Origin of the sequence: Rouxiella badensis, assembly GCF_002093665.1 — a bacterium.
Classification (GTDB): Bacteria; Pseudomonadota; Gammaproteobacteria; order Enterobacterales; family Enterobacteriaceae; genus Rouxiella; species Rouxiella badensis.
Genome location: NZ_MRWE01000012.1, coordinates 1 through 26,111 on the forward strand (window position 1 = coordinate 1; position 26,111 = coordinate 26,111).

General features: G+C 51.4%; 29 protein-coding genes. 19 read left to right on the forward strand and 10 right to left on the reverse strand.

Annotated features, from left to right (window positions below; genetic code table 11):
• Positions 1 to 130 precede the first annotated feature (130 nt).
• The 10 genes from BS640_RS08800 to BS640_RS08840 all read left to right on the forward strand — a co-directional run bounded on the left by BS640_RS08800 (position 131) and on the right by BS640_RS08840 (position 11,173).
• The gene (locus BS640_RS08800; RefSeq protein ID WP_017490465.1) at positions 131 to 562 is read left to right on the forward strand and encodes an antiterminator Q family protein; all 432 of its coding nucleotides are present in this window, start codon (positions 131 to 133) and stop codon (positions 560 to 562) included.
• A 213-nt stretch (positions 563 to 775) separates the two neighbouring features.
• Positions 776 to 1,351 (forward strand): Ig-like domain-containing protein, encoded by a 576-nt coding sequence (locus tag BS640_RS08805; RefSeq protein ID WP_158086750.1) that lies wholly within the window; start codon positions 776 to 778, stop codon positions 1,349 to 1,351.
• 354 nt (positions 1,352 to 1,705) lie between these two features.
• Positions 1,706 to 2,011, forward strand: a complete 306-nt coding sequence (locus BS640_RS08810) for a hypothetical protein (protein ID WP_017490464.1) — start codon at positions 1,706 to 1,708, stop codon at positions 2,009 to 2,011.
• Positions 2,011 to 2,505, forward strand: a complete 495-nt coding sequence (locus BS640_RS08815) for a lysozyme (protein WP_017490463.1) — start codon at positions 2,011 to 2,013, stop codon at positions 2,503 to 2,505. Before BS640_RS08810 ends, BS640_RS08815 begins: the two co-directional genes overlap by 1 nt.
• Positions 2,502 to 2,855 (forward strand): hypothetical protein, encoded by a 354-nt coding sequence (locus BS640_RS22185; RefSeq protein WP_241528172.1) that lies wholly within the window; start codon positions 2,502 to 2,504, stop codon positions 2,853 to 2,855. Before BS640_RS08815 ends, BS640_RS22185 begins: the two co-directional genes overlap by 4 nt.
• Before the next feature lie 7 nt (positions 2,856 to 2,862).
• The gene (gene lysC, locus BS640_RS22190) at positions 2,863 to 3,036 is read left to right on the forward strand and encodes an Rz1-like lysis system protein LysC (RefSeq protein ID WP_206600922.1); all 174 of its coding nucleotides are present in this window, start codon (positions 2,863 to 2,865) and stop codon (positions 3,034 to 3,036) included.
• Between the two features lie 65 nt (positions 3,037 to 3,101).
• Entirely contained in the window at positions 3,102 to 5,102 is a 2,001-nt protein-coding gene (locus tag BS640_RS08825) for an Ig-like domain-containing protein (protein ID WP_020480213.1), read from the forward strand.
• Positions 5,103 to 5,282: 180 nt separating this feature from the next.
• Positions 5,283 to 7,352 (forward strand): FUSC family protein, encoded by a 2,070-nt coding sequence (locus BS640_RS08830; protein WP_084912408.1) that lies wholly within the window; start codon positions 5,283 to 5,285, stop codon positions 7,350 to 7,352.
• 231 nt (positions 7,353 to 7,583) lie between these two features.
• On the forward strand, positions 7,584 to 8,900 hold the full coding sequence (gene shiA / locus BS640_RS08835) for a shikimate transporter (protein ID WP_017490460.1): 1,317 nt from the start codon (positions 7,584 to 7,586) through the stop codon (positions 8,898 to 8,900).
• A 221-nt stretch (positions 8,901 to 9,121) separates the two neighbouring features.
• On the forward strand, positions 9,122 to 11,173 hold the full coding sequence (locus tag BS640_RS08840) for an FUSC family protein (RefSeq protein ID WP_017490459.1): 2,052 nt from the start codon (positions 9,122 to 9,124) through the stop codon (positions 11,171 to 11,173).
• A 62-nt stretch (positions 11,174 to 11,235) separates the two neighbouring features.
• On the opposite strand, the gene BS640_RS08845 is transcribed toward BS640_RS08840, so the two are convergent.
• From BS640_RS08845 to BS640_RS08870, 6 genes are all read right to left on the reverse strand, one after another.
• Positions 11,236 to 12,663 (reverse strand): MFS transporter, encoded by a 1,428-nt coding sequence (locus BS640_RS08845; protein ID WP_017490458.1) that lies wholly within the window; start codon positions 12,661 to 12,663, stop codon positions 11,236 to 11,238.
• A gap of 257 nt (positions 12,664 to 12,920) precedes the next feature.
• Positions 12,921 to 14,237 (reverse strand): NTP/NDP exchange transporter, encoded by a 1,317-nt coding sequence (locus tag BS640_RS08850; protein WP_084912409.1) that lies wholly within the window; start codon positions 14,235 to 14,237, stop codon positions 12,921 to 12,923.
• 30 nt (positions 14,238 to 14,267) lie between these two features.
• Entirely contained in the window at positions 14,268 to 15,017 is a 750-nt protein-coding gene (locus BS640_RS08855) for an NADPH-dependent F420 reductase (protein ID WP_017490456.1), read from the reverse strand.
• Between the two features lie 76 nt (positions 15,018 to 15,093).
• Positions 15,094 to 15,711 (reverse strand): cupin domain-containing protein, encoded by a 618-nt coding sequence (locus tag BS640_RS08860; protein WP_084912410.1) that lies wholly within the window; start codon positions 15,709 to 15,711, stop codon positions 15,094 to 15,096.
• A gap of 204 nt (positions 15,712 to 15,915) precedes the next feature.
• Positions 15,916 to 16,188 carry a hypothetical protein gene (locus BS640_RS08865; RefSeq protein ID WP_017494437.1) on the reverse strand — a complete coding sequence of 91 codons (273 nt, stop codon included), beginning with the start codon at positions 16,186 to 16,188 and terminating at the stop codon, positions 15,916 to 15,918.
• 106 nt (positions 16,189 to 16,294) lie between these two features.
• Positions 16,295 to 16,789, reverse strand: a complete 495-nt coding sequence (locus tag BS640_RS08870; RefSeq protein ID WP_084912411.1) for a P-loop nucleotide/nucleoside kinase family protein — start codon at positions 16,787 to 16,789, stop codon at positions 16,295 to 16,297.
• A 289-nt stretch (positions 16,790 to 17,078) separates the two neighbouring features.
• On the opposite strand from BS640_RS08870, the gene BS640_RS08875 reads away from it, so the two are divergent.
• Both BS640_RS08875 and deoR read left to right on the forward strand, forming a co-directional pair.
• Positions 17,079 to 17,738 carry a metallophosphoesterase gene (locus tag BS640_RS08875; RefSeq protein ID WP_084912412.1) on the forward strand — a complete coding sequence of 220 codons (660 nt, stop codon included), beginning with the start codon at positions 17,079 to 17,081 and terminating at the stop codon, positions 17,736 to 17,738.
• A 71-nt stretch (positions 17,739 to 17,809) separates the two neighbouring features.
• Positions 17,810 to 18,577 (forward strand): DNA-binding transcriptional repressor DeoR, encoded by a 768-nt coding sequence (gene deoR / locus BS640_RS08880; protein ID WP_084912413.1) that lies wholly within the window; start codon positions 17,810 to 17,812, stop codon positions 18,575 to 18,577.
• 75 nt (positions 18,578 to 18,652) lie between these two features.
• On the opposite strand, the gene BS640_RS08885 is transcribed toward deoR, so the two are convergent.
• Entirely contained in the window at positions 18,653 to 19,123 is a 471-nt protein-coding gene (locus BS640_RS08885; protein WP_225741564.1) for a GyrI-like domain-containing protein, read from the reverse strand.
• 210 nt (positions 19,124 to 19,333) lie between these two features.
• Between BS640_RS08885 and BS640_RS08890 the strand changes: the two genes are divergently transcribed.
• The 3 genes from BS640_RS08890 to BS640_RS08900 all read left to right on the forward strand — a co-directional run bounded on the left by BS640_RS08890 (position 19,334) and on the right by BS640_RS08900 (position 20,533).
• Complete coding sequence (locus tag BS640_RS08890; protein ID WP_017493139.1) at positions 19,334 to 19,840, forward strand: YlaC family protein; 507 nt, start codon at positions 19,334 to 19,336, stop codon at positions 19,838 to 19,840.
• A 118-nt stretch (positions 19,841 to 19,958) separates the two neighbouring features.
• Positions 19,959 to 20,237 (forward strand): hypothetical protein, encoded by a 279-nt coding sequence (locus BS640_RS08895; protein WP_017493140.1) that lies wholly within the window; start codon positions 19,959 to 19,961, stop codon positions 20,235 to 20,237.
• 35 nt (positions 20,238 to 20,272) lie between these two features.
• The gene (locus tag BS640_RS08900) at positions 20,273 to 20,533 is read left to right on the forward strand and encodes a hypothetical protein (RefSeq protein ID WP_017493141.1); all 261 of its coding nucleotides are present in this window, start codon (positions 20,273 to 20,275) and stop codon (positions 20,531 to 20,533) included.
• Positions 20,534 to 20,565: 32 nt separating this feature from the next.
• On the opposite strand, the gene BS640_RS08905 is transcribed toward BS640_RS08900, so the two are convergent.
• Positions 20,566 to 20,778, reverse strand: a complete 213-nt coding sequence (locus BS640_RS08905; RefSeq protein WP_009637785.1) for a YccJ family protein — start codon at positions 20,776 to 20,778, stop codon at positions 20,566 to 20,568.
• A 178-nt stretch (positions 20,779 to 20,956) separates the two neighbouring features.
• Here BS640_RS08905 and BS640_RS22055 point away from each other — a divergent pair, with 178 nt between their 5' ends.
• The gene (locus BS640_RS22055) at positions 20,957 to 21,133 is read left to right on the forward strand and encodes a hypothetical protein (protein WP_158086751.1); all 177 of its coding nucleotides are present in this window, start codon (positions 20,957 to 20,959) and stop codon (positions 21,131 to 21,133) included.
• A 329-nt stretch (positions 21,134 to 21,462) separates the two neighbouring features.
• On the forward strand, positions 21,463 to 21,816 hold the full coding sequence (locus BS640_RS08910) for a DUF2502 domain-containing protein (RefSeq protein WP_017493143.1): 354 nt from the start codon (positions 21,463 to 21,465) through the stop codon (positions 21,814 to 21,816).
• Between the two features lie 144 nt (positions 21,817 to 21,960).
• Here BS640_RS08910 and BS640_RS08915 read toward each other — a convergent pair whose 3' ends face one another.
• Positions 21,961 to 22,407 carry a universal stress protein gene (locus BS640_RS08915; protein WP_017493144.1) on the reverse strand — a complete coding sequence of 149 codons (447 nt, stop codon included), beginning with the start codon at positions 22,405 to 22,407 and terminating at the stop codon, positions 21,961 to 21,963.
• A gap of 38 nt (positions 22,408 to 22,445) precedes the next feature.
• Positions 22,446 to 23,225 (reverse strand): IclR family transcriptional regulator, encoded by a 780-nt coding sequence (locus BS640_RS08920; protein ID WP_084912415.1) that lies wholly within the window; start codon positions 23,223 to 23,225, stop codon positions 22,446 to 22,448.
• A gap of 176 nt (positions 23,226 to 23,401) precedes the next feature.
• Between BS640_RS08920 and BS640_RS08925 the strand changes: the two genes are divergently transcribed.
• Both BS640_RS08925 and BS640_RS08930 read left to right on the forward strand, forming a co-directional pair.
• Entirely contained in the window at positions 23,402 to 25,012 is a 1,611-nt protein-coding gene (locus BS640_RS08925) for an MFS transporter (RefSeq protein WP_139802799.1), read from the forward strand.
• Between the two features lie 56 nt (positions 25,013 to 25,068).
• Positions 25,069 to 26,103: an HlyD family secretion protein gene (locus BS640_RS08930; protein WP_084912416.1), complete on the forward strand. Its 1,035-nt coding sequence runs from the start codon at positions 25,069 to 25,071 to the stop codon at positions 26,101 to 26,103.
• Positions 26,104 to 26,111: the final 8 nt, after the last annotated feature.

Genomic DNA, 26,111 nt, shown 5'->3' on the forward strand with positions numbered 1-26,111 from the left:
ACCTTGAATATATTATCTAACTTAACTTAGCTTGTGAAGCCTGATGGCTAACAAAGCTTAGGAGAGCGATGCACAATCTCATCGGACTGCGCAGCGGCAGAGCAGAAAAGCGACCTTTGGAGGACATCTTATGAGAGATATACCACAAGTTTTAGAGCGCTGGGGCGGCTGGGCAGCTGCAAACAACAGTCAACTTGACTGGCAGAAAACGGCCGCCGGTTTCAGAAGCCTGCTCCCCGATACCTATAAGTCACGACTTTCATGCTGCGATGATGATGGTCTGCTGATTGACGGCTGCGTAACCCGACTAAAAAACCTTAAACCAGAGGAATACCAGATTCTGATTCTTCATTATGTGATGAATCAGCCTAAGCGAGCGATCGCTCGTGCAATGAAGAGGGATGAGAAACTGGTACGCATTATGCTGCAAATGGCAGAAGGATTTGTGGAGGGCTGCCTGGCTACGCTCGATACCCGGCTGGACATGGACCCGATGGTTGAAATTTATAAAGAACCAAAAAAAGTGCTCACGCGGTCCGCAAAAAGCCGTTTATTCTATTAAAAGTGGTTACTGAGTCACGTAGCCCTATCCCATAAAACCTCGCTTCGGCGGGGTTTTTACGTTCTAAAGGGCCACTTCGGTGGCCCTTTTTTATTGGATTCAATTTTACCCTCCACGAGGACAGGCAAAATGATTAAGTGCTTCCTTGTCTGGCTGAAAGGTCTTTATTACACCTCGAATAATCCCGCAGAAACATACATAACTCAGGAGAATATGATGACGACATTAACACTTGTAGCCGTACTGGATAATCAGCTTGCCGATGCGGTCGCTGCAGACAGCGTACAGGCCACGGTCGTCGACGACACCGGTGCTGCCGTCTCGGGCGTAAGTGTCACTTTTAGCGCAGATAACGGTGCAAAAGTCACCGCAGTGTCAACGTCTACCGATGAGAAGGGCCAAATTACCGCAAGCGTTATCAGTTTGACCGCGGGTAGCGCCACCGTGACCGCTACACTAACGGATGGAACGGCTGCTGCTGTTGTCGTCAATTTCAGCGCGACGACATCTTTGGTTGCAACTACTGCATCTCCCGTTGTTACCGAGGTGATGGCTGCCTCTTCAAACTCAGCCTCTGATGCCACGACAACATCTGCTGTCGAAGCCGCTGTGACCTCCACCGATACAACGACTGCGAGCAAGACTAATACGGATACGACGACCTTGTCACCGCTTGCGGAGCTAAAAACCAAGAGCGAAGCGTTCTTTGCCTTTGTCGAACAGGGCATTAAGGTCCTTGGGAAGGATGCAGAAGCGGAGTTGGTGGCGTTGAAAGAAAAATACCTGTAGAGCCACTATGGAGCCCATATTCTGGGCTCGCTTAATATTAAAAAATTAAAAAAACTCACGCGGTCCGAAAATCATCCTCTACTCTGTTAAAAGTGGTTGCTGAGTTCGGTAACTGTAAAAATTTTAAAACCTCGCCCTGGCGGGGTTTTGTCTTTTTGGCGGGTCATACTTTCAGAAGGGTCACTGAGGTGGCCCTTTTTTATTGGCCTTTCTATCAACCCCTTTCTATTGATTCCTTTCTACAGACCATGAAGGGCCTTCGAGCGCCTGGTGTAACACAACGTAGCCTAGGATGCTTTAACGCTATTCCCCGAGACCATAGAGCACAACCAACGACAGTTGGAGGTGGAGACGATGAAAATGAACCCACAAAGTGACGGATTCTGGACGCATTTCTGGGCGACGATCACCGCACTCTTTAGTGCGGCGGGTCTGACTACCGAGCAATGGATTTATGTGTTTTGTGCCATTTTTGGCGCATTGCTTTCTTTCAATTCCTACCTCAACAACAAACGTGCCTTGAAAGAAAGGCAGAACGAAGATGAAAAAAGAACGGAGATCCTACGCTCCTATCTCGCTGGCAGGAAAAATAATGCCGAAGTCGTGCCGGCAAACGTTGCTGAAGAGGTAAAAGATGTCATGAACAAGGTAGGTACCTGATGGTGATGTCACCTGTTTTAAAAAGCAAATTAGTGAAGTTGAGCGGGGCAACCGCGCTAACGATTGTGATCGCTTTACTCGGTGGGCCAGAAGGCATTGAAGGGCAGAAAAGTACGCCGTACCGCGATGTTGGTGGCGTATGGACGGTGTGCAGTGGCATCACAGGGCCAGACGTCATTCCCGGGAAGTACTACTCGGACAAAGAGTGTGAGGAACTGTTGGTCAAACATTTGGCTCCGGTCAAGAAAGCGGTCGATGCGGCGGTAAAAGTGCCTGTTGATAACTATACCCGAGCCGCCCTTTATTCTTTCGCCTACAACGTGGGCATCAGCGCATTCCAGCACTCTTCGTTGCTAAGAAACCTCAATGCCGGTGATACGCAGCAGGCCTGCGACGGCCTGCGAAAATGGGTTTATGTCAATAAACAGCGTAATCGTGGCCTGATAAACCGCCGTGAAATTGACCGGCAAGTCTGTCTAATGGGGCAAACATGATCAACAAAATCGCCGTGATAACTACCCTGCTGATTCTGGCCTGCATCGGCCTGTTGATGGCTATCGCCTTTCATTTTTACGGTAAGACGGTTTCACAGGAGAAAGCACTCTCTTCTCTTACCGAACAGAAAAATGAGGCTGAGTTTATCACTCAGTCACAGGCCTTAAGCGTGGGCATATTCAATCAGATTTCAGGAGCGACGCTGAATGAACAAAAAAATAATCAGGCCGCTAGCCAGCAACGCCAGACCGTTATTAAAACGCTGCTTGAAACGGCACCTTGCGCTGTGGTGTCTGTGCCTGCTGCCGCTAATGACAGCCTGCTCAACCACTACAACGCAGTACGTTAAGACACCCGTGACGCCAATACCGGCCAATCTGCTGGCGCAGTGCGACCCCTCACCTCCACCCGATAACCCTCTTACCTATGGCTCCTCCGTTCTATGGAATGAGCTGTTACTGACCGACCTGCAAAACTGTAATACCCAGCTCGATGGCATCCGCCAAATAGAACAGGCCAGGCAGAAATAGCCTGCGCTACTGCGTGAATTTTACGCAAACAACCACGACTCCACCCAACCCAAAAGGATATACCCATGACGACTATTACCCTGATTTGCCCAAGCAATGGCGCTGCGGCTGACGGTAGCTCTCAAGATGTATTGGCAATGACCTGTGTTGATTCAAGTGGCAAAGCGGTGTCCGGGCAAGTTATTACTCTTACTGCAACGACAGGAGTCACCCTGAGCGCGACCTCGGTGACAACTGACTCCACCGGTGTGGCTTCTGCTTACGCAACAAGCACTACCAAAGGCACATTTACCGTAACCGCAGCGTCAAGCGGAGCGACCTCTGTACCCTGTGCCGTTATCTTTACCGACGGCTATGAGACTGCGGCAGCAAACCGCGTGTTAAGTACCATGCAAACCGCATTGGCAGGGACCGGTGGCGCTAACTATGTTGGCTGGAACAGCAGCGTCAGCTATAGCGCAGGCACGCTGGGCGCAGCGTTCAATTCAGGTACCACACAGCTAAGCTCGCTCACTTCAAAACAGGCGCGTTGGATTGATATCGAAGATTACGCTGATACCAATTCCGCAGCCGGTGACTGGACCACGGCGATTCAGGCAGCGATTGACGCGACCAACACCCTTGGAATCTATAACGTGCGAGGCACGGGTTCTTATGCCGTGAGCAGCACGGTAAAAATTCGCAATGTGCCGTCTTCAGGCCTGAATATCGCGATTTACAAAATCACGACCCTGAGTGCATTTCCAAGCAATACCACTTTCTGGGATGCGACACCGGTAATTTCAATTGGTGATACTACCGGCAACATCGTTGGATTGAACCTGTTCATCAACTATCTGGATGGTGGCAGCAAGGCAGACGGTATTACTGGTGTTTCTTACGGTTACGGTACCTCTCACGTTCATATCGGCTATGCGACGAACTGTATTGCGGTCATGCGTATGGGGCAGCATGACTACACCAGTGCGACTAACTGGATAACCGGTGATAACTGGGTAGGCAACTGGATGGGCGTCTATCTGGCCAACGGTACCAGCGGAACCAGTCCGATTGTTGAAGCCTGGATCATCGACGTCAAATTTATCGCCAATAACCGCTGGGGCGGCATGTGGTACTTTGATGCCGGTCAGTACGGTCAGATTCGCGGCGACTGGGATTATAACGGGACCTACCTCGCTGTTCTCGGTCTGAGCACCACCACTGGGCTGTCTTCCATTGCCGGCCAGACGGGGCTGAAACTCACCGATGGCACGACCCAGATGGAGTTCCTATTCTACTATACCTATCAGGGTACGACCTACATTGTTGTGGCGGCTTCCAGCAATATCTCCAAAGCCAGCGGCACGGGTGCGGTACCCTGGACTGCAGGCTCAACTATCAGCTGTACCACAGTAACCGGCGTATCACTGGTATTTAGCACCTCGGAAATCGCAGGGGATAACGCTAGCGGCAGTAACTACTTCGACATTCTGCATGACTTCGAACGTGCACCTTTTGGTCGAATTCAGGTTGTTGCAGGTTACATCTCCGGCATCATTGGCGGCAACTTGTATACCTCAAGTTTCCAGTATCAAAACTCGTTCTCAGGCACCACCGACAGTTTCCGGGGCTTCGGCATTTCCAACTCGGGTACGGCACTGTCGTTTTACAACTATGCGCTGGCTAGCACGCCTATAGCGAACTTCACGTCCAGCTACGTGAACTTCCCTTCGAAGTTGTCTACAGCGTATCGTCTGATTGAAGGGGGCGCTTTTGCCAGTCAGATTGCCGCCTCGTCCAGCACAACATCGGCGCTATTAACCTTAGTGGATCAGAGCACCGACAAATATTACGCCGAGGGGACTATGTATGATATTACCCTCAAAACCAACTACGCGGGCACCTGTGGTTCATACCGCGTATTCGTTATTTCCTCAGGCGGATCGTACTCTCACGTTGTTGTTTCGACCTACAGTGGGGACGCGATTGCTGTTACCTTCACGGATACGACGTCTGGCGTGCAGATGAACTTCCGTCAGGAAGCGCAAACGTCGATGGCTGTGGCCGTCAACGCCATCAGGATTTAAGGTTATTTGCCTCAGAAAATTAACCTATCCACGGGCAGCAGCCCCTCGCTGCCCGTTATTCTCTGCTAATGGTGTATTTGTAAGCAATTTGTTACAAACTTAATATTTGCAGAACGCAGCACTATTATCTCGATCGGTATAAAATGCTGTTTTAGAAAATTGTGAACTGTTGATAAAAATATGAAATGGTTAACAAAAAGTGCGCTTTTGTTTGCGGTAAAAACCTGCATAGCGGCTTTTTTAGCGTTATATATTGCACTTAAGCTGAATCTCGATAAGCCCGCATGGGCCATGGTCTCGGTTTACGTTATCTCTCAACTCTATTCGGCCTCCACGCTGTCGAAAGCGCTGTTTCGCTTTTTAGGCACCGTACTGGGCGGGATATTCATTTTTATCATTTATCCTCTCACCGTACAGCACCCCCTGCTTTTCAGCCTCAGTGTGTCGCTGTGGGTCGCTGTCTGTCTGTTTCTTTCTCTTCACGATCGCACGCCGAAAAGCTATGTGTTTATGCTGGCCGGGTACAGCGCCGCAATCATGGGCTTTGCCGATGTGACTACGCCGCTGAGCATTACCTATACGGTGATTTCGCGGGTAGAAGAGATTACCGTCGCCATTATCTGTAGTAGCCTAATCCACATGCTGGTGTTTCCGGTGCGAATGCGCAATCTGTTGGAAAGCACCGTCAACAACTGGTACAACAGCGCCAAAAGCCTCTGTAATGAGCTGCTGACCGCAGAATCCAAAGACAGCACCCCGGAGCGTGACCAGATTCTGGTGCAGATGGCTAACTATCCGCTCAACGTTGAAACCTTGATAACTCACCTGGTTTACGAAGGGGATTCGGCCAGAAAGCTCATTCGGCTGGTGGGGGCACAGTATCAACATCTCTCTTATCTTATCCCGACCCTGACCGCGATTGAAAAGCGCCTGAGCCTGCTGGCAGAGCAGGGGATAAGCTTCCCCGATTTTGTCGCCGAGTCGTTTAGCCATTTTCTTCAGTGGCTCAACAGCCCGGAGGAAAGCGGCAATGCGCAGCGGATTCAGGACGACATCGGCGCGTCGCAGGAAAGGATAAAAACGCTTTATGCCAGCGGTAATATCAGCGCAGAGGAAAGTCTGCTGCTCATTGGCCTGATGGAACGTTTGTTGAATTTCATTCGTCTTTCCGAATCCTATCTGGGTGCTAAAGAGCGTGTGAACTTGATGGGGCAGCAGCGAAAACGCAATAAAGACAAGTTAATCAGAAGGCATGCTGACCGCGGGATGATCCTGCTTTCCTGCTTTACCGCCTTCTTTGCGACCATGGTCGGCTGCCTGTTCTGGATTGGCACCGGCTGGAAAGACGGATCAACGGCGCCGATGATGGGGGCGGTCGTATGCTCATTCTTTGCCTCACTCGACAGTCCTATTGGCTCGATGAAAGTCTTTCTGAAGGGCGTACTGGTGGCTATCGCGGTCAGTATCATATATGTCGGGATTTTTATTCCCGGTACCGTTACCTTCGAATCGCTGATAATCGTTCTGGCACCGGGCCTGATTGCTTTGGGGCTGGTCATCGCCAATCCGTCGACCAACTTTATCGGGCTGATTATTGCGACCCAGATCCCCGGTTTTATCGGTATGACGCACAATCTCAAACCTGATTTACTGTCGATTATCAATGCCGCTATTTCCACCGTCGTGGGCATTGTGATAGCCGTAGTCATTACAGCCGTTTTGCGTAATAAAAGGCCTGCGTGGACTGCCCGTCGCGTGCTGCGCAGAGGCGTCAAAGAGCTGCTGCAGTTTACCTCCGAGATCAAGATGAACGCGTCGTCGTTGCTGTCGCGTCAGCAGTATGTCGCCAGCATGATAGACAAGATAAACATCATTCTGCCGCGAAATAAGGTCGATCCTATCCCAGGTGTGGCGTTGGGCGGCAATCTGATCACTGAAATCTGGCTCGGCGTAAACTGCTACGACTTTTATGCGCGTCATCACCAGTTGCTCAAAGACAATACTCTCGACAGCGATGCGCTGATGGCTGAGATTACCGGCTATTTTAAAAAGCGGTTGAGGAATATCTACATCGCGCCGCCGCAGTCGCTGCTTGATGAACTGGATAAACTGCTGCTGCGCACCGAAACACTTTGCCGCTCAGACATGCAGCTCTTCGCGCCGCTGTTTTATCTGTTTAACATTCGCATGGCGCTCTATCCGGCGCTGCGTTGGCCAGCCGAAGAAAATACTCTGCCGTTAACTCAATAACCTCATAATCTATAAGATAATTATTTAAAAGCCTCTGACAAAGGGGCTTTTTTTATGGCCCCTGGGATGAAACCCGACTTAGCGCTAAACTCTTCGCGTATTTTTCTCAAATTTATGTTTCCTCGCACCTGTTGTCAGGGTAGTCTCATGGGCCGTCGCAAAATATCGGACGTAACGTAAATCATCCTCGACCAATACTCGTAATAAAAAATAAGTGTAAACAGGACAAGTATGGACTCCACCCTCATTTCGATTACCCCTGGTAAGGAGACGTCTTCACTCAACCGTGCCCGTCGTGCTGCCTGGGGTAGCTTCGCAGGCGCCGTTGTAGACTGGTATGACTTTCTGCTCTATGGCATCACCGCCGCCCTGGTGTTTAACCGTGAATTTTTCCCGCAGATAAGCCCGGCTATGGGAACCATTGCCGCGTTGGCGACCTTTGGCGTCGGTTTTCTGTTCCGACCGTTAGGTGGGATAATTTTCGGCCATTTTGGCGATCGTCTTGGCCGCAAACGCATGCTGATGATGACCGTGTGGATGATGGGGTTGGCCACTGCACTGATTGGTCTGTTGCCGAGCTTTAGCGTGATGGGTTGGTGGGCACCGGTGTTATTAGTGACGCTGCGCGCAATACAAGGCTTTGCCGTGGGGGGCGAATGGGGAGGCGCAGCCGTGCTTTCAGTCGAAAGCGCGCCCGAGAAGAAAAAGGCTTTCTATAGCAGTGGAGTTCAGATTGGCTATGGCGTCGGGCTTCTTCTCTCGACCGGATTGGTCTCGCTTATCAGCCATTTCACCAGCGATGAACAGTTTCTGAGCTGGGGCTGGCGTATTCCGTTCCTGTTCAGCACGTTATTGGTGGTGGCGGCGCTGTGGGTACGTAATGGCATCGTTGAGTCCGCCGAATTTGAACAGCAGAGTCAGCATAAACCGGCCGTACAGGCTAAACGGCGTTTGCCGGTTGTGGAGGCATTGATACGCCACCCCAGCGCATTTTTAAAAATTATCGCCCTGCGCCTGAGTGAACTGCTGACAATGTATATCGTCACCACCTTCGCGCTGAGCTACTCTACCCAGAATTTGGGTTTGCCCCGCGACCTGTTCCTGAATATAGGTTTGTTAGTTGGCGGCCTGAGCTGCCTGACCATCCCATGCTTTGCCTGGCTGGCTGACCGCTTTGGCCGTCGGTGCATTTATATTACCGGCGCGCTAATCGGTGCTTTTAGCGCCTTCCCATTCTTTATGGCGCTGGAAGCACACTCAATTTTCTGGATCATCTTCTTCGCGATTATGCTGGCCAATGTTGCCCATGACATGGTGGTTTGCGTACAGCAGCCGATGTTTACTGAAATGTTTGGTGCGAGCTACCGCTACAGCGGTGCAGGCGTCGGTTATCAGGTCGCCAGCGTAGTGGGTGGGGGATTTACGCCATTGATTGCTGCCGGATTGGTCACCTTTTCGGGCGGCGACTGGCACAGCGTTGCTGTCTACCTGCTGGCGGGCTGTCTGCTCTCTGCCGTCACTGCCCTGATGATGAAAGGGGCGCGCTAAAGGATAGCCCGTTTGAGGTATCTTAAACGGGCTTTTTGCTTTGCAGTCATACCCATTTTATTAACGTTAGCGCCAGAAGGCCTATTAACGTCAGTTAATGCTGATTTTTTGTTTTATTTAGACATAATTGTGAATATCTTTGTTACAAACAAAAGAAGATAACAAGTTTCGTGGGGGTATAAAATAATGCTTTAAAATCTACGTGATTTGTTTAAATAGAAATGAAGTGGCTAACAAAAAATGCTTTTTTGTTCTCGGTAAAAACCTGTATTGCTGCATTTTTGGCTTTATACATCGCATTAAAACTTAATCTTGATAAACCCGCCTGGTCACTTACCTCCGTTTTTATCATCTCACAGCTTTATTCAGCTTCGACGCTCTCGAAATCGGTGTTCCGCCTCATGGGAACGCTATTGGGCGGAGCTTTTATCTTTTTTATCTATCCAATCACCGTACTCTATCCCCTGCTGTTCAGCGTGAGCGTATCGCTGTGGATTGCCTTCTGCCTCTATCTCTCGTTGCACGACCGCACGCCGAAAAGCTACGTGTTTATGCTGGCAGGATACAGCGCGGCAATCATGGGGTTTGCTGACGTCGATTCGCCGTTGGAAATCACCTATACCGTGATTTCACGTATTGAGGAGATAACGGTCGCCATCGTCTGTAGCACCCTGGTTCACATGATTATTTTCCCGGTGCGAATGAGCACGCTGCTGGAAATGAGCGTCAATAACTGGTTCGAAAGTGCCAAAAAACTCTGCAGCGAAATGCTGACACGCGTGTCGAAAGAAAAGTCGCTGGAGAACGAGCACATTATGATTCAGATGGCGAACTATCCGCTCAATGTCGAAGCGTTGATCACCCACTGTGTCTATGAAGGAGACTCGGCCCGCACGCTCATTCGCATGGTCACGGTGCAATATCAGCATTTGTCCTACCTGATCCCGACGCTGACCGCGATTGAAAAACGGCTGATCCTGCTCAGTGAACACGGCGTTTCCTTCCCTGATTTTATCGCGGAAACCTTCAGTCATTTCCTGGTATGGGTGAACAATCCTGAGCAGTTTGGCAGCACAGACGTTTTGGTTGAAGAAATGGTTGCCTCGCAGGAGCGAATAAAAGCGCTCTATGCAAGCGGGGAGATGAACGCCGAGGAAGGGCTGCTGTTAACCGGCCTGGTCGAACGACTGCAAAACTTTATCCGTATCGCGCACGCCTATCTGGGGGTAAAAGAGAAAGTAAACGCGCTGAACGATGAAAGAAATCCGGCCAAGTTTACGCTGTTTAAGAAACACGCCGACAAGGGGCTGATTTTCCTGTCATCGCTGACTATTTTTATTGTGACTATGCTCTGCTGCCTGTTCTGGATAGGCACGGGATGGAAGCACGGCGGAACGGCGCCGGTGATGGCGGCTATCGCCTGCTCTTTCTTTGCGGCGCATGATAGTCCAATAGCCTCGCTTCAGGTGTTTCTAAAAGCGGTCATTATTGCCATCGCCGCTAGCCTGATTTATACGCTGGTGCTTATTCCTTGGGCGACGAGCTTTGAAGCGCTGGTTATCTGCCTTGCGCCGGGACTGCTGGCGTTGGGCATGGTGATTGCCAAGCCCGCGAGCAATATCTTTGGCCTGATCATCGCGACACAAATCCCGAGCTTTATGGGCATGAGTCATGACTTCAGGCCCGACCCGCTCTCCATCATCAACTCGGCGATTTCGACGGTGGTGGGGATTCTGATTGCAGTGCTGGTCACCGCGATTATTCGTAACAAGCGACCGTCATGGACCGCCAAGCGCGCATTGCGTAAGGGTATCAAAGATCTGTTGCAGTTTACGCAGGCCGTCAAGATGAACAAATCTTCACTGCTTGGCCGTCAGCAATACGTGGCGGGGATGCTAGACAAGGTCAATATTATTTTGCCGCGCATTAAAGTTGATCCTATTCCCAACGTGGCGCTGGGCGGCAATTTGATTACCGAGATCTGGTTGGGGGTGAGCGTATTCGACTTCTACGCCCGACACGAAGAGTTGTTACGCAGTAACGGTATCGATACCGATGCGCTGCTGTTTGAGATTAATAACTATATCAAGCAACGTCTGAAGAACATTTATGCTGCGCCGCCGCAGTCGCTGCTGACGGAACTCAACCTGCTGCTGCTCAAGCTTGAGCCGGTGTGCCGCACGGATATGCATCTGTTTATGCCACTGTTTTATCTCTTTAATATACGTATGTGGCTTTATTCCTCCGAGCGTTGGCCGACGCTACCCGCCTGATCCATGTGAAAGACGCTGCTGCGGGCCTTGCCGAATAAACGGCCCGCAGCGCTAAAGCCCTATCAGATGTTTTCGAGCTCAATGTCCTTGGTTTTAGGACCCAGCACTGAAATCACCAATACCACTATCGCCATGCTCGCGACGATAAAAGCCAGTACGCCAATATTGCCGGTGTATTGCAAAAATAGACCGATAATAATGCTGCTGAACACCGTCGAGAGGCGGCTGAAGGAGTAACAGAAACCGACGGCCGTCACTCGAATGCGTGTCGGGAAAATCTCGGTCTGGTAAGAGTGGAAGCTGTAGGTCATCCAGGCATTGCAATAGCTAACCATGAATCCGCAAAGAATCATGCCCAACGGGCTACGCTGAAAACCAAACAGTGCTCCAAAAATAACCACGCCCAATGCGCCTGCAACCACCTGCCATTTTATTTCGAACTTGTCGGCATACAGCGCAGAAATCAGACATCCCAGCGGGAATCCAAGGGTGATAATAATCGAATATGACAGGCTATGGGTGAAGCTGCTGCCTTGCCCGGTGAGGAGAGCGGGAAGCCAGTTGCCGAAGCCGAAGAAGCCGATAGCCTGAAATATATTGAAAATCATCAGCATGATAGTGCGTGACCGGAACTGAGGCGTCCAAATTTCACGGAACCTGCCGCGGCGTTCAAACTGGGCTTCATCCTGTAACGTAACCAGATGGGTGACGCGCTCGACTTTGCCCATTCCGCACTGTTTTTCAAGATTCTCAAGCACTTCCTGCGCTTTGTCCGCCTGACCCTGCTGCATCAGCCAACGCGGCGATTCAGGCAGTTTTTTGCGTACAATCCAGATAAACAATGAAAACACCACGCTGACCAGCAATACGTAGCGCCAGCCCGTCAGGCCAAACCACATGTGGGGAACGAACCACCATGAGATGAGTGCGACGACGGGAACCGACATGAACTGGATAAAGAAAGAGAATGCGAAGGCCTTACTGCGCAGGCGTGTCGGGACCATCTCTACCAGATAGGTGTCGATGGTGACAAGCTCTATACCCAGACCGACACCGACCAGAAAGCGCAGAAAAATGATCCACTCAGCCTGATGCTGGAACACAATAAGCAGGGTAAAAAAGCTGTACCACAGCAGGGCAAACATAAAGGTCAGGCGACGGCCAAACTTGTCGGCCAAAGGGCTGAGCAGGCTGGTGCCTATAAACAGGCCAAGGAAAGTCGAGGAAGCGAACGCGGCCTGATCGGAAATACCAAACACGCCCGCACTGCCGGTGTGAAAAATGCCTTCGGCAATTAACCCCGGGCTGATATAAGCCGTTTGGAATAGATCGTAAAGCTCAAAAAAACCACCAATGGCTAATAATATTATAAAGCGCCACAGTCCCGGTGATGAGGGCAGGGCGTCTATCCTGGTGATCAGTTCAGGGGCCGTCATGGCCGCTGGCTGATTCGATAAAGACGAAGCGTGTGCAAATTCCATAATTACCATTACCCGTTAAAAAAACCTCATCATGCTAAGTTTTTATCACCGGATTTAAATTCGGAATAAGATTTCAAGATGTAAAAAAATAGCGGAATTCACTGATATCTTTAATCTGATAAGATTAATCGCTTCTCGCTGCTATTCCAATGCTTGCAGATATTTATCCGCATTTTGCGCAAAACTTATTCAGTAATTATTAAAATAAAGTTTATAGCCAAACAGCAGGTAATTCTGCCAAACACTATGCCACGCCGAGTGTCTTTTCAGGCACGATGGCGACTGATTTTTTCCTGATTTTTACCTAATGCAAAGCTGAGTGCCGCCCAGCCGCAGGCCAGCGCGACGCTAAATAACGTCAGTGGGCCGAGCGCCAAGCCCAGAAGACTGATTGCCTGATAGGACCATGCGCCCATTTGGTCGCCGGCGCGATACACCAGCGTGTCGATAAATACTTTGGCGTGATATTTCTCCTCTTTGCTGACCACGGTGAAGAGGATTTCGCGGCTCGGTCTGGAAAGCGCGAAGTTTATTGCCCGACGTAGAATAGTGAACCCCACTAAAACGGCGAGAGAGGGCGCCCATCCTAGCCAAGCGAAGCCAATAATACTGACCAGCGGCAACAGCATTAGCGTATAGGGCGTGCCGAAGCGAGAGATGATTCTGCCGCTGGCGGTCAGTTGGCAGATAAGTGTGAGCACATTGATGGTCAGGTCAACGCTGGCGAAAAACGCCGTACGCTGGCTCTCATCGCTAAATGCCTGCCTGACGATGCTGGCCTGCTGAAAGTAAAGCAGCGTCGAGGTGATGGAGTAAAACAGGATATATCCGCAAATTCCCAGCAGATAGGGGGAGCGCATTGTCTGGCTTATCCCCGTGAACAGCGGGGCCAATGCGCCTTTCCCTTGCAGAGTGTCCCGCACTTTCTCGCCTTGCGATGGGGGCTTTTTCAGTCGCTGGCCGCTGCGCGAAAGTTTTACCGCGCTGAAGACCGAAATCTGAATCAGCACTACGGAGAGTATCAACAGCATTGACGTTGAAAGATGACGAGCGAGCAGGGCGGTTATCGAGGAGCCAGCAATTGCGCCCACCGTGGCCGCCGCGGCGAGCAGCCCAAAGAGCCGTTTGCCGCGTCGGGTATCAAAGACATCAACGATTAATGCCCAGAATACTGAGACGGCAAACAGGTTGAAAACCGAGACCCATATAAAAAAGAGTCGCCCTACCCAGGGATTGTTCAGTCCACCCGGTAGTGTAAACAGTGCGGCAAACAGCAGCAGTATGGCGGCGCAGAACTGATAGCTATAGCTGATGAAACGCTCGCGCGGCAGGCATTGCGTCAATTTGTTGTAAGGCCATTGCAACAACAGCATAGTGACTAACACGGCGCTAAACAGCCACGGCAGTGAATGAGCGCCGGTCAGGGTACTTATCGTGTCGCGAATGGGTCTGATCATGTAATAGGCACCCAGCAGCGAGAAAATATACAGCCAGCCCCACAGCAGCGGGGCGATTTCCTCACGGCGAATGCGTACCACTTTGCTCATCCTGCGGTGCAGTGAAATCATGGCAGGTTGGGTCATTTCAGGCGTTCTTTTTCGATGGATTCAGGCTCATGAATGGCCATTAGCCAGTTCGGCACGCAGATCTTTTTCGCTCAGGGCCTGCAGGAATAGCGAGGATCCTGGCTGGAAAAGTCTGGCGCTGTCGAGATTACCGGTCACGACAGGCACGAACCCTGCCTGGGTTATGAGTGCTGATACGGCGTCAACGGCAGCCTGGCTGTCTCCGGCAAGCGGGACGGCAATCGATGGCGATTGATGGGCATCTGAAGCAAGGGTGCTGGCCGCAATCGAGTTGAAGGCTCTGACTACCTGAGCTCCCGGCAGGAACTGCGCAGTGGCACGTCCACTGCCTATCTTCAGCGCTGTCTCGGCTGTTTGGCCGTCACGGCCGGGATAAGGGTTGCCGACATCGAGCACGATTTTATTTTTCAATGCGCCTCCGAGGGTTTTCCCAAGGCCTGGCAGGGCGCCGTAGGGCACCGCCATCACTACCACGTCACCAAACTGTGTGGCCTGTTGCACTGTTCCAACCTGCGTATCGTGCCCCAAAGAGGCCGCCAGCGGCTTGAGTTCATCCGGATGGCGTGAGGCAAACATTACCTGATAACCGGCATTGACCCACAGCTTGCCAAGCGTCGAGCCCATTTGACCCGCGCCAATAATACCGATTTTATGCACCGGCGTTGCGGCTGCCAGGGCGGTGGGGGCAGCGATAATGGCGAACGCCGCCAATAAGGGCACGGCAAAAGCGAGGCGTCCTAGTCGGTGAAACTTGTCTGATATTCCCCTTAAAAACATGATTTTATCCTTAATCTTCCGTCGCGACAGTGAATGGTATCGATTCCATTTGTGCTTTTTAATATCTGGCTATGGGCTAGGTTTGCTGCCAAAGCTGTTTGAACCCTCCTTGGGAACCCGTTACCGGGTCGGTCACGGGTATCGCGACCTGTGAAATATTGCGCCGTGCCTCTGGCAATTTGTGTATATCGTCGTGATACAGATCAGGACTTAGTCCCTGTGGATACGCGCCAAGCACCTCAAAGTCTGCACTTGCCGAGAGCTGCTTATGGCCCACGCCTGCGGGGATCAGAATAACATCGCCTTTTTGCAGCGTCGCCGTAGGGCCAGTCTCGCCGCCCAGCTGCACGGTTGCATTGCCGCTGCTGACGCCCAGCAGTTCATGGGTATTGGAATGATAGTGGGTGAAAGTGAATATCTGGTAACGCCACTGTACTGGCCAACCGTTACGGGAAAAAAGATCGGTGAGGTATGCATCCGTATTGTTAGTCCCTTTCGGGACAGCCTGCTGGTAAATCAGCAGGGGGAGACGGTCGTTAGGCACGCCGTTCACCGTTTTATTTAGCAGCAGTGAACGGATATTGATGTTCGGCCGTCTGTCTTGTGCATACCCCGTCAGCGGTAGGGCAGAAGCCACTAACAGAAGCTGACAGAAGTCTCTGCGAGAGAATTGTCGGGGACTTAATATCTTCATGGCGCGCTCCTGTGCTTTGGTTAAATCATTGCCGAGGAAGGCTTTTTGAACGCAGGCAGCCCGGACCGAAGGCCACAGGATGTCGCGAACTCACCGTTAAAATATGTGAGTCAGATCGCAATTTTGTCAAGGCAATGGGGGAAATGAAAATGTGGAAGAGTGTGACAAAGGAGGATAAAACAGCCCCGAAGGGCAGTTATAGGGTTAGAAATCACCCGCTGGTTCCGGATTATCAATAGCCTTGAGAGAAAGGGGCAAATGATAATTTGGCTGACTTGAGAAGAAGGCCTGCAGGGCAACGCGCTTGCTTCGGTCAATGGAAATCTCTTGCACTGTCTTACGGAAAATACTGTAACGACCACAGCTGGTGCAGGTGACGTTGAGCACTTTTTCGGTCAGATTAAGTGAAGTCTTGGTCTTGATTGTACTTTGGCATAATGGACACTCGTCAGGAGTGTGAACAGCGGTGGAACTCATAAAACCTCCGGTTTTATTTGGGCCAGCGAGCAGTATAGCGCAAAAAGCGGTCAAGCCCTTAGCGCTAATTGAGTAAAAGGCTACCAATTTTGATTTAAGCCCAATTTTATACGTACTCGATCACCTTTAAGCCTTCCTGTTCATGAGGCGGTACGAAGTAACTCGAGATAAGAAAGTATTGTTGTTCAGTGGTTTGAAAGGCGTGTGAGCCTGATTCATTGCGCAGTTTTAGGCGCTGGAGGCAAACATCATCTGGAACATTGGGAAAGTGGAGTTGGTGTTCTCTGTCGGCATTTTCGGCAATACTTTTCCCCCAGGCGCGCAATGTTGGGGTATTAAGCGGGAAATCGAGCACCACGTTCACGCCTTTGCCGAGTAAGTTTTCAATGTGCGATTGCAGGACTTGACGCAGACGAGCGGAGTTTTCGATGTACTGTTCGAGGGTATTTTGCCGCCCTGCGAACAGCGTCGATAGCCAGTCATCTTCAGAAATCAGCAGCGCATTATGGCGTTCTGCCAGTTGGTGCGCCAGCGTAGATTTCCCTGACCCTATCTTTCCGCACAATAAATAAAGCCGTGCCGGGTTGATGACTTTTTCCATGATTTTGCCTTCCTCTACCGTGGTTGATTGTCCCGCCGGTGAGTTTTCTCCCCACCCGTCGGGTGGATTGAATGCGACAAATGTGCAGCCGTTATCCCACCCCGATAATCAAGGTGATAATAATTCGTGCCACAGGTCGGTTTTCATTTTTCATAGTAATATTGATAACGTGCTAAGGAATGTTTGTCAAAATTCTTCGTAAAAGATCGTTTACTTTTAACGTTATAAAATGAGTGCAGTAAAAGACTGAGCAAAATGGGGTCGAGGCTGCCGTAAAAATGGGGCAAAAATGTCTGATTTTGCGCAATACAAGCAAATTGATGGGTCAAAATATCGGCGTATATTTGTGGTGGGTGACGTCCATGGCTGCCTGCAACAATTGAATCGCGCCCTGTCGGCCCAGCATTTCCAGAAACATGAGGACTTACTGGTTTCCGTTGGTGACTTAATCGATCGCGGCGAGCATAGCATTAGCTGCCTGTCATTGATTGAACAACCCTGGTTTGCCTCTGTGCGTGGCAATCATGAACAAATGGCGATAGATGCCCTTAAGGGGCTCAACGTGCCACGCTGGTTGAAGAACGGCGGCGACTGGTTTTACAAGCTCGATTCAGCCAAAGAGTCGATCGCTCGTGAACTGATTGCGCTGGCCGACACATTGCCCCATATCATTGAAATTCAAAGCAACAATGTCCTGATGGTGATTGCCCACGCTGATTATCCGTTAAATCGCTATGAGTATGGTCAGCCGGTAGATGCCAACGAGGTCGTGTGGAGTCGCCAGCGAATTGCCGATTCTAACGCCGGTCACGTGAAGCCAATTACCGGTGCGGAAAGCTTTTTCTTTGGCCATACGCCGGTGGAGAATCTACAGCAATTTGCCAATCAGTATTATATTGATACTGGCGTGGTATTTGGAGGCAGGCTGACCCTCCTGCAAATTCAATGATATTATTGGTTTAACACGGAACGGTATCACTGATTTCAGGTTCTGATTTTTTGTCTCCCCGAGAGTTGATAATGGAAAATAAGCGAGAAGACCGGCTACAAAGGTTGCTGGTGGCGTTAAAAAAAACTGACAAAATCCACCTTAAAGATGCCGCCCTCCTGCTTGATGTCTCGGAGATGACCGTGCGGCGAGACTTGGGTGACAGCGTGTCGCCACTCATATTGCTCGGGGGATACATTGTTATCGATCCTAAAAACAGTCCGGCGACACACTACTTCGTCAGCGAACAAAAAATGCGGCAGGTGGCAGAGAAACAGCGGTTGGGGAAACAGGCGGCAATGCTTATCAATGATGATGACGTGGTGTTTTTCGACTGCGGGACAACCACGCCATATATCATTGAGCAGATCCCTGATGAACGGGTGTTTAGCGCAATTTGCTATTCGTTTAACACGTTTTTAGCACTGCAGGATAAGCCTAACTGTGAGGTCATGATGTGTGGCGGCATGTATCGGCCCAGCAACAGCATCTTCATTCCCTTCGGTAAGAGCAGCAGCGAACTGGATAACACCTTACCGGACAAGGCCTTTATTTCTGCGGCGGGTATCAGCATCGAATATGGCGTCAGCTGTTTTAATTTCGATGAGCTCTTGGTAAAGCATCAGGCGATGCAGCGCTCGCGTGAAAAAATACTGGTGGTCGACAGCAGTAAGTTCGGTCAGGTGCGTCCTGCGGCTATCGCGCCGTTGAGCAAATTCAACACGCTGGTAACCGACAGCGCGCCGCAGCAGTCCTATATCGATTATTGCCGCGAGTCAGATATCCAACTTTACTATTAGCAATTTAACCCAGCTTATAGAAACTCTTTGGGCGGCTGCAATACGAGACGCCCGAATTACTCACCCCTCTGCCGCTTAGCGTATTACGGCAATCTTCTCGACTGACTGATAGAGCACCACTTCAAACATGCCCGTCTTTGTACCGTCGTTGAGGTATTGCTCGTAGCAGGCTTTACCGTCGGGACGATAGCCGCTGTTGGCGATATGAACGTTGAAAAAGTCGGTCCACGCCTGAGCAAAGTTGTCGTCATCAATGGTGGTATGAAACGCCGCGTAAGTCCCTGCGGGTAGGGTTTGAAGCGCAATGCCCTGACTCTCGTTATCGAGCTGAAAACCTTCTTTGACGCTGACCGAAGGATCGGCGCGACAGGCCTCGGGCGCGGTGATGTTCGGATTGTCCCAAAATACCGTCAACCATTCTCCTTCCATGAGCTCATGCTGTTTTGCCCACGGGGTCAACGCGTCGAATCCCTTTTTGATGCTGGTTTCATAGGGGCCGGTAACGCGGTAACTGGCAACGAATTTTGCAGGTTTTTCCAGAATCATAAATGCCACGGTGCATTCCTCATCTTCAGTGAGTTAAGTGATAACTGCGTATTCTCCTTGATTCCGAACGCTTTCCGTTGGTCAGGAAGTGTCGGATGTATAACAGATGGCGAGAAATTTTCGATGAACTGCTCTACTTGCTATAACAGTTGCCATGTTAAAATCTTGCTATCAAATTGCAGTATAGTCCTGACTGTAGTGAGGTTATCAATGGATGTCGTTAAAAGTATTCTGAATAGTGAGATCGAACGCATTAACCGTGCCGAAGGTCGAGATGGCAAGCCGAGAATCAACAGTGAGTTCTTCATCAATCACCCATGGCTGTGTCTGGCGATGTTTGTCGGATACATTGCCGTTGGTATTGTGATGTACGCGTCGCCCTATATGGGACTCGGCTGGTTTGCCGGTTTTACCGCGTTTTTAATCTTTATGGCGGCTATGCTGCTGCTGGAAATCAAGCCCACCTATCGCTACGAAGACATTGGGGTATTGGATTTGCGCGTCTGTTACAACGGCGAATGGTTCTTTAGCCGCGAAATCTCTTCCGATGCGGTTAACACGCTGCTCAACAGCAGTGCAGTCGATGGTCGTTTTAAATCACACGTTCAATCCATCGTGCAGCACAAAGGCGCAATTGATTTTTATGATGTGTATGACCTGGCACGCCGATATCAAACATCGCCAGATTTCACGCATACCGCACAAATCGCTTTGTAAAAGTGCAACAACATTTGTTCCCGCTATGACTCTTCACTGGCGGCTCTGATAAACTGATGGTTATATCATGCGCAAAGAAATGATAAATTGACTTTGCTGCCTCAGTACAGGAGCCGCCGTGGAACGTATCAAACTCTCAATTCATCACTTACATAAATATGTTGCGGGCGAAAAGCAGGATGCTCAGGCAACGGCACGAATTTATGCCGGTGATAAGCTCATTCTGGTAGAAAATATGCAGGGCCAAGCCGTCTGGTATGACCGATTTATTCATGCCACTGATGATAACGGTCAGCCGCTGCGCGTGGAGTGGGACTGTGACGGTGAGGCCAGCATGGACGTCTCCCGCGTTGAAGTGTGTTCATGCTGTGGTGGCGATGAGAGTCTGCACGTTTAAGCGCTAACGTGAATACGTTGTTTCAGGAGCGAGAAATGAAATTTCTGAATAATGAATTTGAATACCGAAACTGGATCATGCATGAAATCTTCCAGGTCACCGCAGTGGGTGAGTCCTCGGAATTTGCTGACCAGGAGATTGAGGATTTTATCTTTGATGCGCGTCCTGTCGCCTATCCCTGTATTGCCGTAATGATCCAGACGCCGGGTCAGCCGGGCGTGTGCGAGCCGCGCTTTGTTTACAAAGAGCAGGTTTTCGAGTGGGCGCATCAGATGGGATTTGGTTTCGACAGCTGAGCCCTGGAATCGCTCCAGGGCACACGTCCTGATTAGACGTTTTTACGATCTATCTTTTCTTCGCCCCAGAACAAGTAATCCTCTTTGGTTTTGGCGAAAGCCACCGGTAGCACTTCATCGTTGCCTTCTTCCCAGATTTTCTGGGCCAGAACTTCATCGTTATCTGCCAGTTCGAAAATAGCTTCAGCAATCTCGTGAGAGGTTTCACGCACGTTGGCCCAAGCTTTGATGTTTGAACTTGTCATGTGTTTCTCCTTAGTTTTGGCACCCCTTAACTATGAGCGCTAGAGTGGGGAGACGCAAATTCAAATGCTGGAAGCTTGCACAGACGGGCGGGGCACAGCACAGATTAATGGTATCTGCGGTCCGCTGTCGTTTATACTCTTTCAACGCTGACTGCCTGCTTTATCGTAGGGCGAGGCAGTGAAATTATCAAAACACGCAGTGCGCGACGACAAGGTGAAAAACATGAGTGACGATATTTTTGATTTCGATATAGATGCTGCGTTGGAAACTGCCGAAGAGAAAGCGGCTGAAAAAGCGTCTGCCTTACCGGAAATTCTGGAAGATGAAGCAGACTGCGAAGGCTGCAAAATCTAAGTCAGCACCCGTTTGCACCGACTGAATATTGTTAAAAGGAACCGCTTCGGCGGTTTTTTTGTTTCTGAAACGCAGAACTGCCACATCGCAAGCATTTTTTTATGCGCAGCTTTCAACCATGATTCGAACAGCAAATCGACGCCTTTTTCGCCTGGCAGAAAAATTTATGTTTTCCGCCATGGCCTTACGAATCCGCAACAATTGTAAGCGATTTGACGCAACTGTGAGGAAATCGTGAGGCGTGAGTAAATGGGATAAATTCCTATAGAACAGCAAGATAGCCAGGGTTAACTTAGCAGCATCAGATCGGACAGATCCTGGAGTTAGACATGAAAAAAATATTATTAGTGCTCGCGGCGTTGTCAGCCCTTTCAGGCATACCCGCCGTAGCACATGCAAATGTTTCGATTGGGATTAACACCCCTGGTTTATCGCTTAACATCGGTGACCGCGATCCACGCGGTTACTACTGGGACGGGGGCGGTTGGCGTCCGCCGGGCTGGTGGGATCATCACCGCTATGACCGTGGCCATTGGGTTTATTATGAGGCGCCGCCACCGCCACCGCGCTATTACTGGCGTGAAGGTCCGCCACGCTGGCACGAGGGTCCACCTCCAGGCCGCTGGCATGAAGGTCCACCGCCGGGTCACTGGCATGATGGTCCACCCCCTGGTCGTTGGTAATCGGTCAGTAGCGACCCAAGCGTGGTAACGAAGTAAAGTCCGATTGATTAACGAGTAAAAGATTTTGAGTACAGGGTTGGCGCTGGCTATGCGAAAGCATCCCCAACGTCAATTCTGTACTTTTTAGTTTCTGCATCCTTTCACTTAATTTCCGCGAACCTCGACTAAAACTGGGCAGTGCGCATTGGCAACCACTTCTGCGCTGACCGATCCCTTTAAGATCCTGCCGAACGCCGTAAGCTGGCGATGGCCCATCACGATAACCGACGCCTTTTTGCTTTTTGCCTCAGAGACCAGCGTTTCTCCCGCCGAGCCAACGACCAGATTACCGCGCGCCGTAATACCGGCTTCCGCCAACTGGCGCAGCGCATTTTCAACCACTGCCGTCGCGCTATCCTGCTCGGCCGCCGCAGCAGGATATTCGAGAATGTCCCCCGGCTGTTCATGTTGATTAGCCAAGGCGTAAGACTCGTCGATACAGCAGGTGACATACACGTCCGGTTTACCGTAACGTGCGATTTGACTCGCTAATTTAATCACCTGTGGCGTTTGTGTAGAACCGTCGACGGCAACGAGAATGACATCAAACATACAGTCTTCCTTTTGTGCGAGATGAAGAAATGCGCCGGCTATTTGCCGATGCCCAGTTTGCCAATCTCTCCAATCAGAGCCTCTTTGCAGCGCAGCACGGCCTGCTGTACGCTCTCGAGCTTAGCGGCATGCCTCTCTGTCGGCATCAGTACCGAGATAGAATAATGTCCAAGAATGGTGTCGATGGCGATGGCTAAGGTGGAGATCCCGAGCACCGTTTCGCCACTTTCCATCGAGATGCCGGTGGCGCGCACCTGGGCCACTTTCTGCATCAGCGCATCGATATCCTTGACGGTATTTTCCGTCGCCGGTTCCAGCGTCTCACCGACCAGCTGGCGAATTTCCAGGTCGCTCTTTAGCGAGAGCAGGGCGCGGCCGGCCGAGGTGCTATAAATCGGCAAGTTTAAGCCAAATTTTGGCACCACGCGCAGCTCGCGTTCGGCGACGATGTAGTGAATGTTGGCAATTTGTCTGCCGCTGGCGCGACCCAGAGCGACGGTTTCCTCGGTTTCATTGCAAAGCTGCTGCAGGTAGGGCGAGGCGATCGCGACCACGTCGGTATGGATAGTGGAAACCAGACGCAGCAGCATCGGGCCTAATCTTACGCCACCTGCACCCTCGGTGCGCACGATCCCTTCTTCACCCAAAGCGGCAACAATGCGCTGTACCGTCGAGCGTGGCAGCTGGACCTCATTGGCGATAGCCCCGAGGCTGAGTCCTGCGGGGTGACTTCCCAATGCGTTAAGAATGGCCGCCGCGCGCGAGATGACCTGTATTCCGCCGCTGCGCTCTTCCTCGACCGAGTATTCAGTATTCATAGCATTGATTTATCCATGATTATTTCCTTCCTTATCTTATTAACACCCGCCCAATGTAATGTCAGGCGGTGCGAAAAACAATCACCCACCACATTGCAATACACTGCACCGTATTATAGTATCGGCTCGGTGTACCGTATAGCGGTGCATTGCATCATTATAATAAGAGCACATTTATGATTCAGCAAACGACCCAGGTCAGCCCTGCCATACCTGCTCCGCCTCCCCCGCAGCCTTTTACGCTTAGGCTGGTGATTGGGTTGATCGGTATTCTCATCGCCTCACTTTTTTCAGGCCTCAACGATCGCGTGTCAGACATTGCGCTGGCCGACGTGCGCGGTGCGCTTAATATCAGCAGCGATCCCGGATCCTGGGCGATCGGTGCCTATCAGGCCGCCGAAGTCGCCGCCATGATGCTGGCACCCTGGTTCGCGATGACCTTCTCGCTGCGCCGTTTTGCCATCGGCGTCGCGAGCGGTTTTTCGCTGGTGGCCGCCGTACTGCCGTACTCGCCGAATATCTCGGTGTTTATTGCCTTACGCATCGTGCAGGGCATCTTTGGCGGCGCGCTTCCGCCGCTGCTGATGACCGCCGCACTGCGTTTTCTGCCTCCGGGCATCAAATTATATGGCCTCAGCGCCTATGCCTTGACCGCAACCTTTGGGCCGAATATCGCGACAACGCTGGCGGCATATTGGACCGACGTGGTCGGTTGGCAGTGGGTGTTCTGGCAGGTGATCCCGCCGTGTCTTCTTGCTGCGAGCATGGTGAGCTACGGTATTCCGCAGGATCCCTCCCGCTTCGAACGCTTCAAACAGATGGACGTGGTCGGCATGCTCACGGGCAGCAGCGGTATCGCGCTGCTGGTACTGGTCTTACAGCAGGGCGAGCGGCTCGACTGGCTGAGTTCGCCGCTGATTGTGGTGATGCTGCTGTCTTCGGTCGGCCTGCTTAGCGTATTTTTCGTCAATGAATGGTCGCATCCGCTGCCGCTGTTTAAACTGCAGATGCTAAAGAGGCACAACCTCAGCCACGGTTTGTTGACCCTCGGCGGGCTGATGACGTTGGTGCTTTCCGGTTCGGCGTTACCCTCAAGCTATATGGAAAGCGTGCAGGGATTTCGCGCCGTTCAGGTTGGCCCGCTGTCGTTGACCATTGGCCTGCCGCAGCTACTGTTAGCGCCGCTCGTAGCAACGGTGCTGAATTTCCGCTGGATAGACAGCCGCTATATCTTACTCGGCGGTCTCGGTCTTATCGGCGTCTCCTGCTACGGCGGCAGTCATCTCACCGAAAGCTGGGCCAGAGAGAATTTCTATTGGCTGCAAATCATGCAGGCTTTCGGCCAGCCGATGGCCATCTTGCCGGTACTGATGGGCGCGACCGGCGTGGTGCAGCCGCCTGAAGGGCCTTTTGCATCGGCGATGTTTAATACCGTTCGCGGGCTGGGTAGCGTTCTCGGCACGGCAGTGGTCGGGGAATTTTCCAGCCAGCGTGAACAGTTCCACTCCAACGTATTGCTCAATCACGCGGGCAGCGTCAGTGCGCTACTTTCTCAGCCTTACGACGGCGATGGCACCTATCTCGCCCCGCTGAATCCCGAGGGTTCAGCGGTATCGACAGAAGCACTCAGCGCCTTTTCATCGCTGGTTAAAAGACAGGCCACGGTGTTAGGGCTGTCCGACAGCTATTTGATGATTATCGGCGTCGCGATCGCACTGGCTTTGCTGACGGTTCTACTGCCCAAACGCGCCTACCCGCCGCAGTCGCTGGTGAAAAAAGCCGATTGAGCCACGCCGGTTTCCTGACACAGACTATTAATAAGAACAATCGAGAGAACAGTATTATGTCCAAGACATCCTCATTTCGTCCCATCTGGCTGGCCGTTGCCGTCATTATCCTCCTGCTTTTCATTGTGGGCTGGCATCTGCTTGCGGGCGAAACCTCGCCAACGACCGATGACGCGGTGATTTCTGCCGACTCTACGCTAGTCGCGCCGCGTATTTCCGGCACCATTCAGGATGTTCTGGTCGAAGATAACCAGCAGGTCAAGGCCGGGCAGCTGCTGGCTAAAATCGATGACCGCGACTACGTAAATGCGGTACAAACCGCCCAGGCCTCACTCGAAACCGCACAGGCACAAATGCAGAGTCTGGTGGCGCAGACTGCCAAACAGCGACCAACTATCGACCAGGCGCGCGCCGTGGTAGCTGCCGATGCGGCAGGACTGGTTTATGCCCGTCAAAGCGCCGAACGCTACAAGCGTCTGTCGCTTAACGGCTCAACCTCGCTGGACCAACGTGATGATTCCGATGCGAATTATCGTCAAAAGCTGGCATCGCAGCAGAGTGATGTTGCCGCCGTGCAGGCCGCAGAGAAGCAGCTCGAGGTGTTGAAAGCCGAGCAGGCCGAAGCCAGCGCCGCCATCGACTCTGCAACCACCGCGCTTCAGCAGGCGAAGTTGAACCTGTCTTATACCGAAATCAAAGCGCCGATTGATGGTCAAGTGGGTGTGCGTTCACTGCGTGTCGGAGCTTACGTTAGCGCGGGAACGCGTGTACTGGCGCTGGTGCCGGTCGATAAAGCTTACGTTGTGGCAAACTATCTCGAAACGCAGCTGGCACATGTGCAGCCGCATCAGGCGGTCAGTATCAAGGTTGATGCTTTACCTGGCGTGACGCTGAGGGGCAGGGTGGACAGCATTGCGCCAGCGACTGGCGTGACCTTCTCGCCGATCACGCCAGATAACGCCACCGGTAACTACACCAAGGTGACGCAGCGACTGGCGGTGAAGATTTTACTGGAGAAAAATCAGAAGGATTTATCACGTTTGAGGGTGGGGATGTCGGTCGTACCGACGATTGATACTGAAAGCCATTAATACATTTA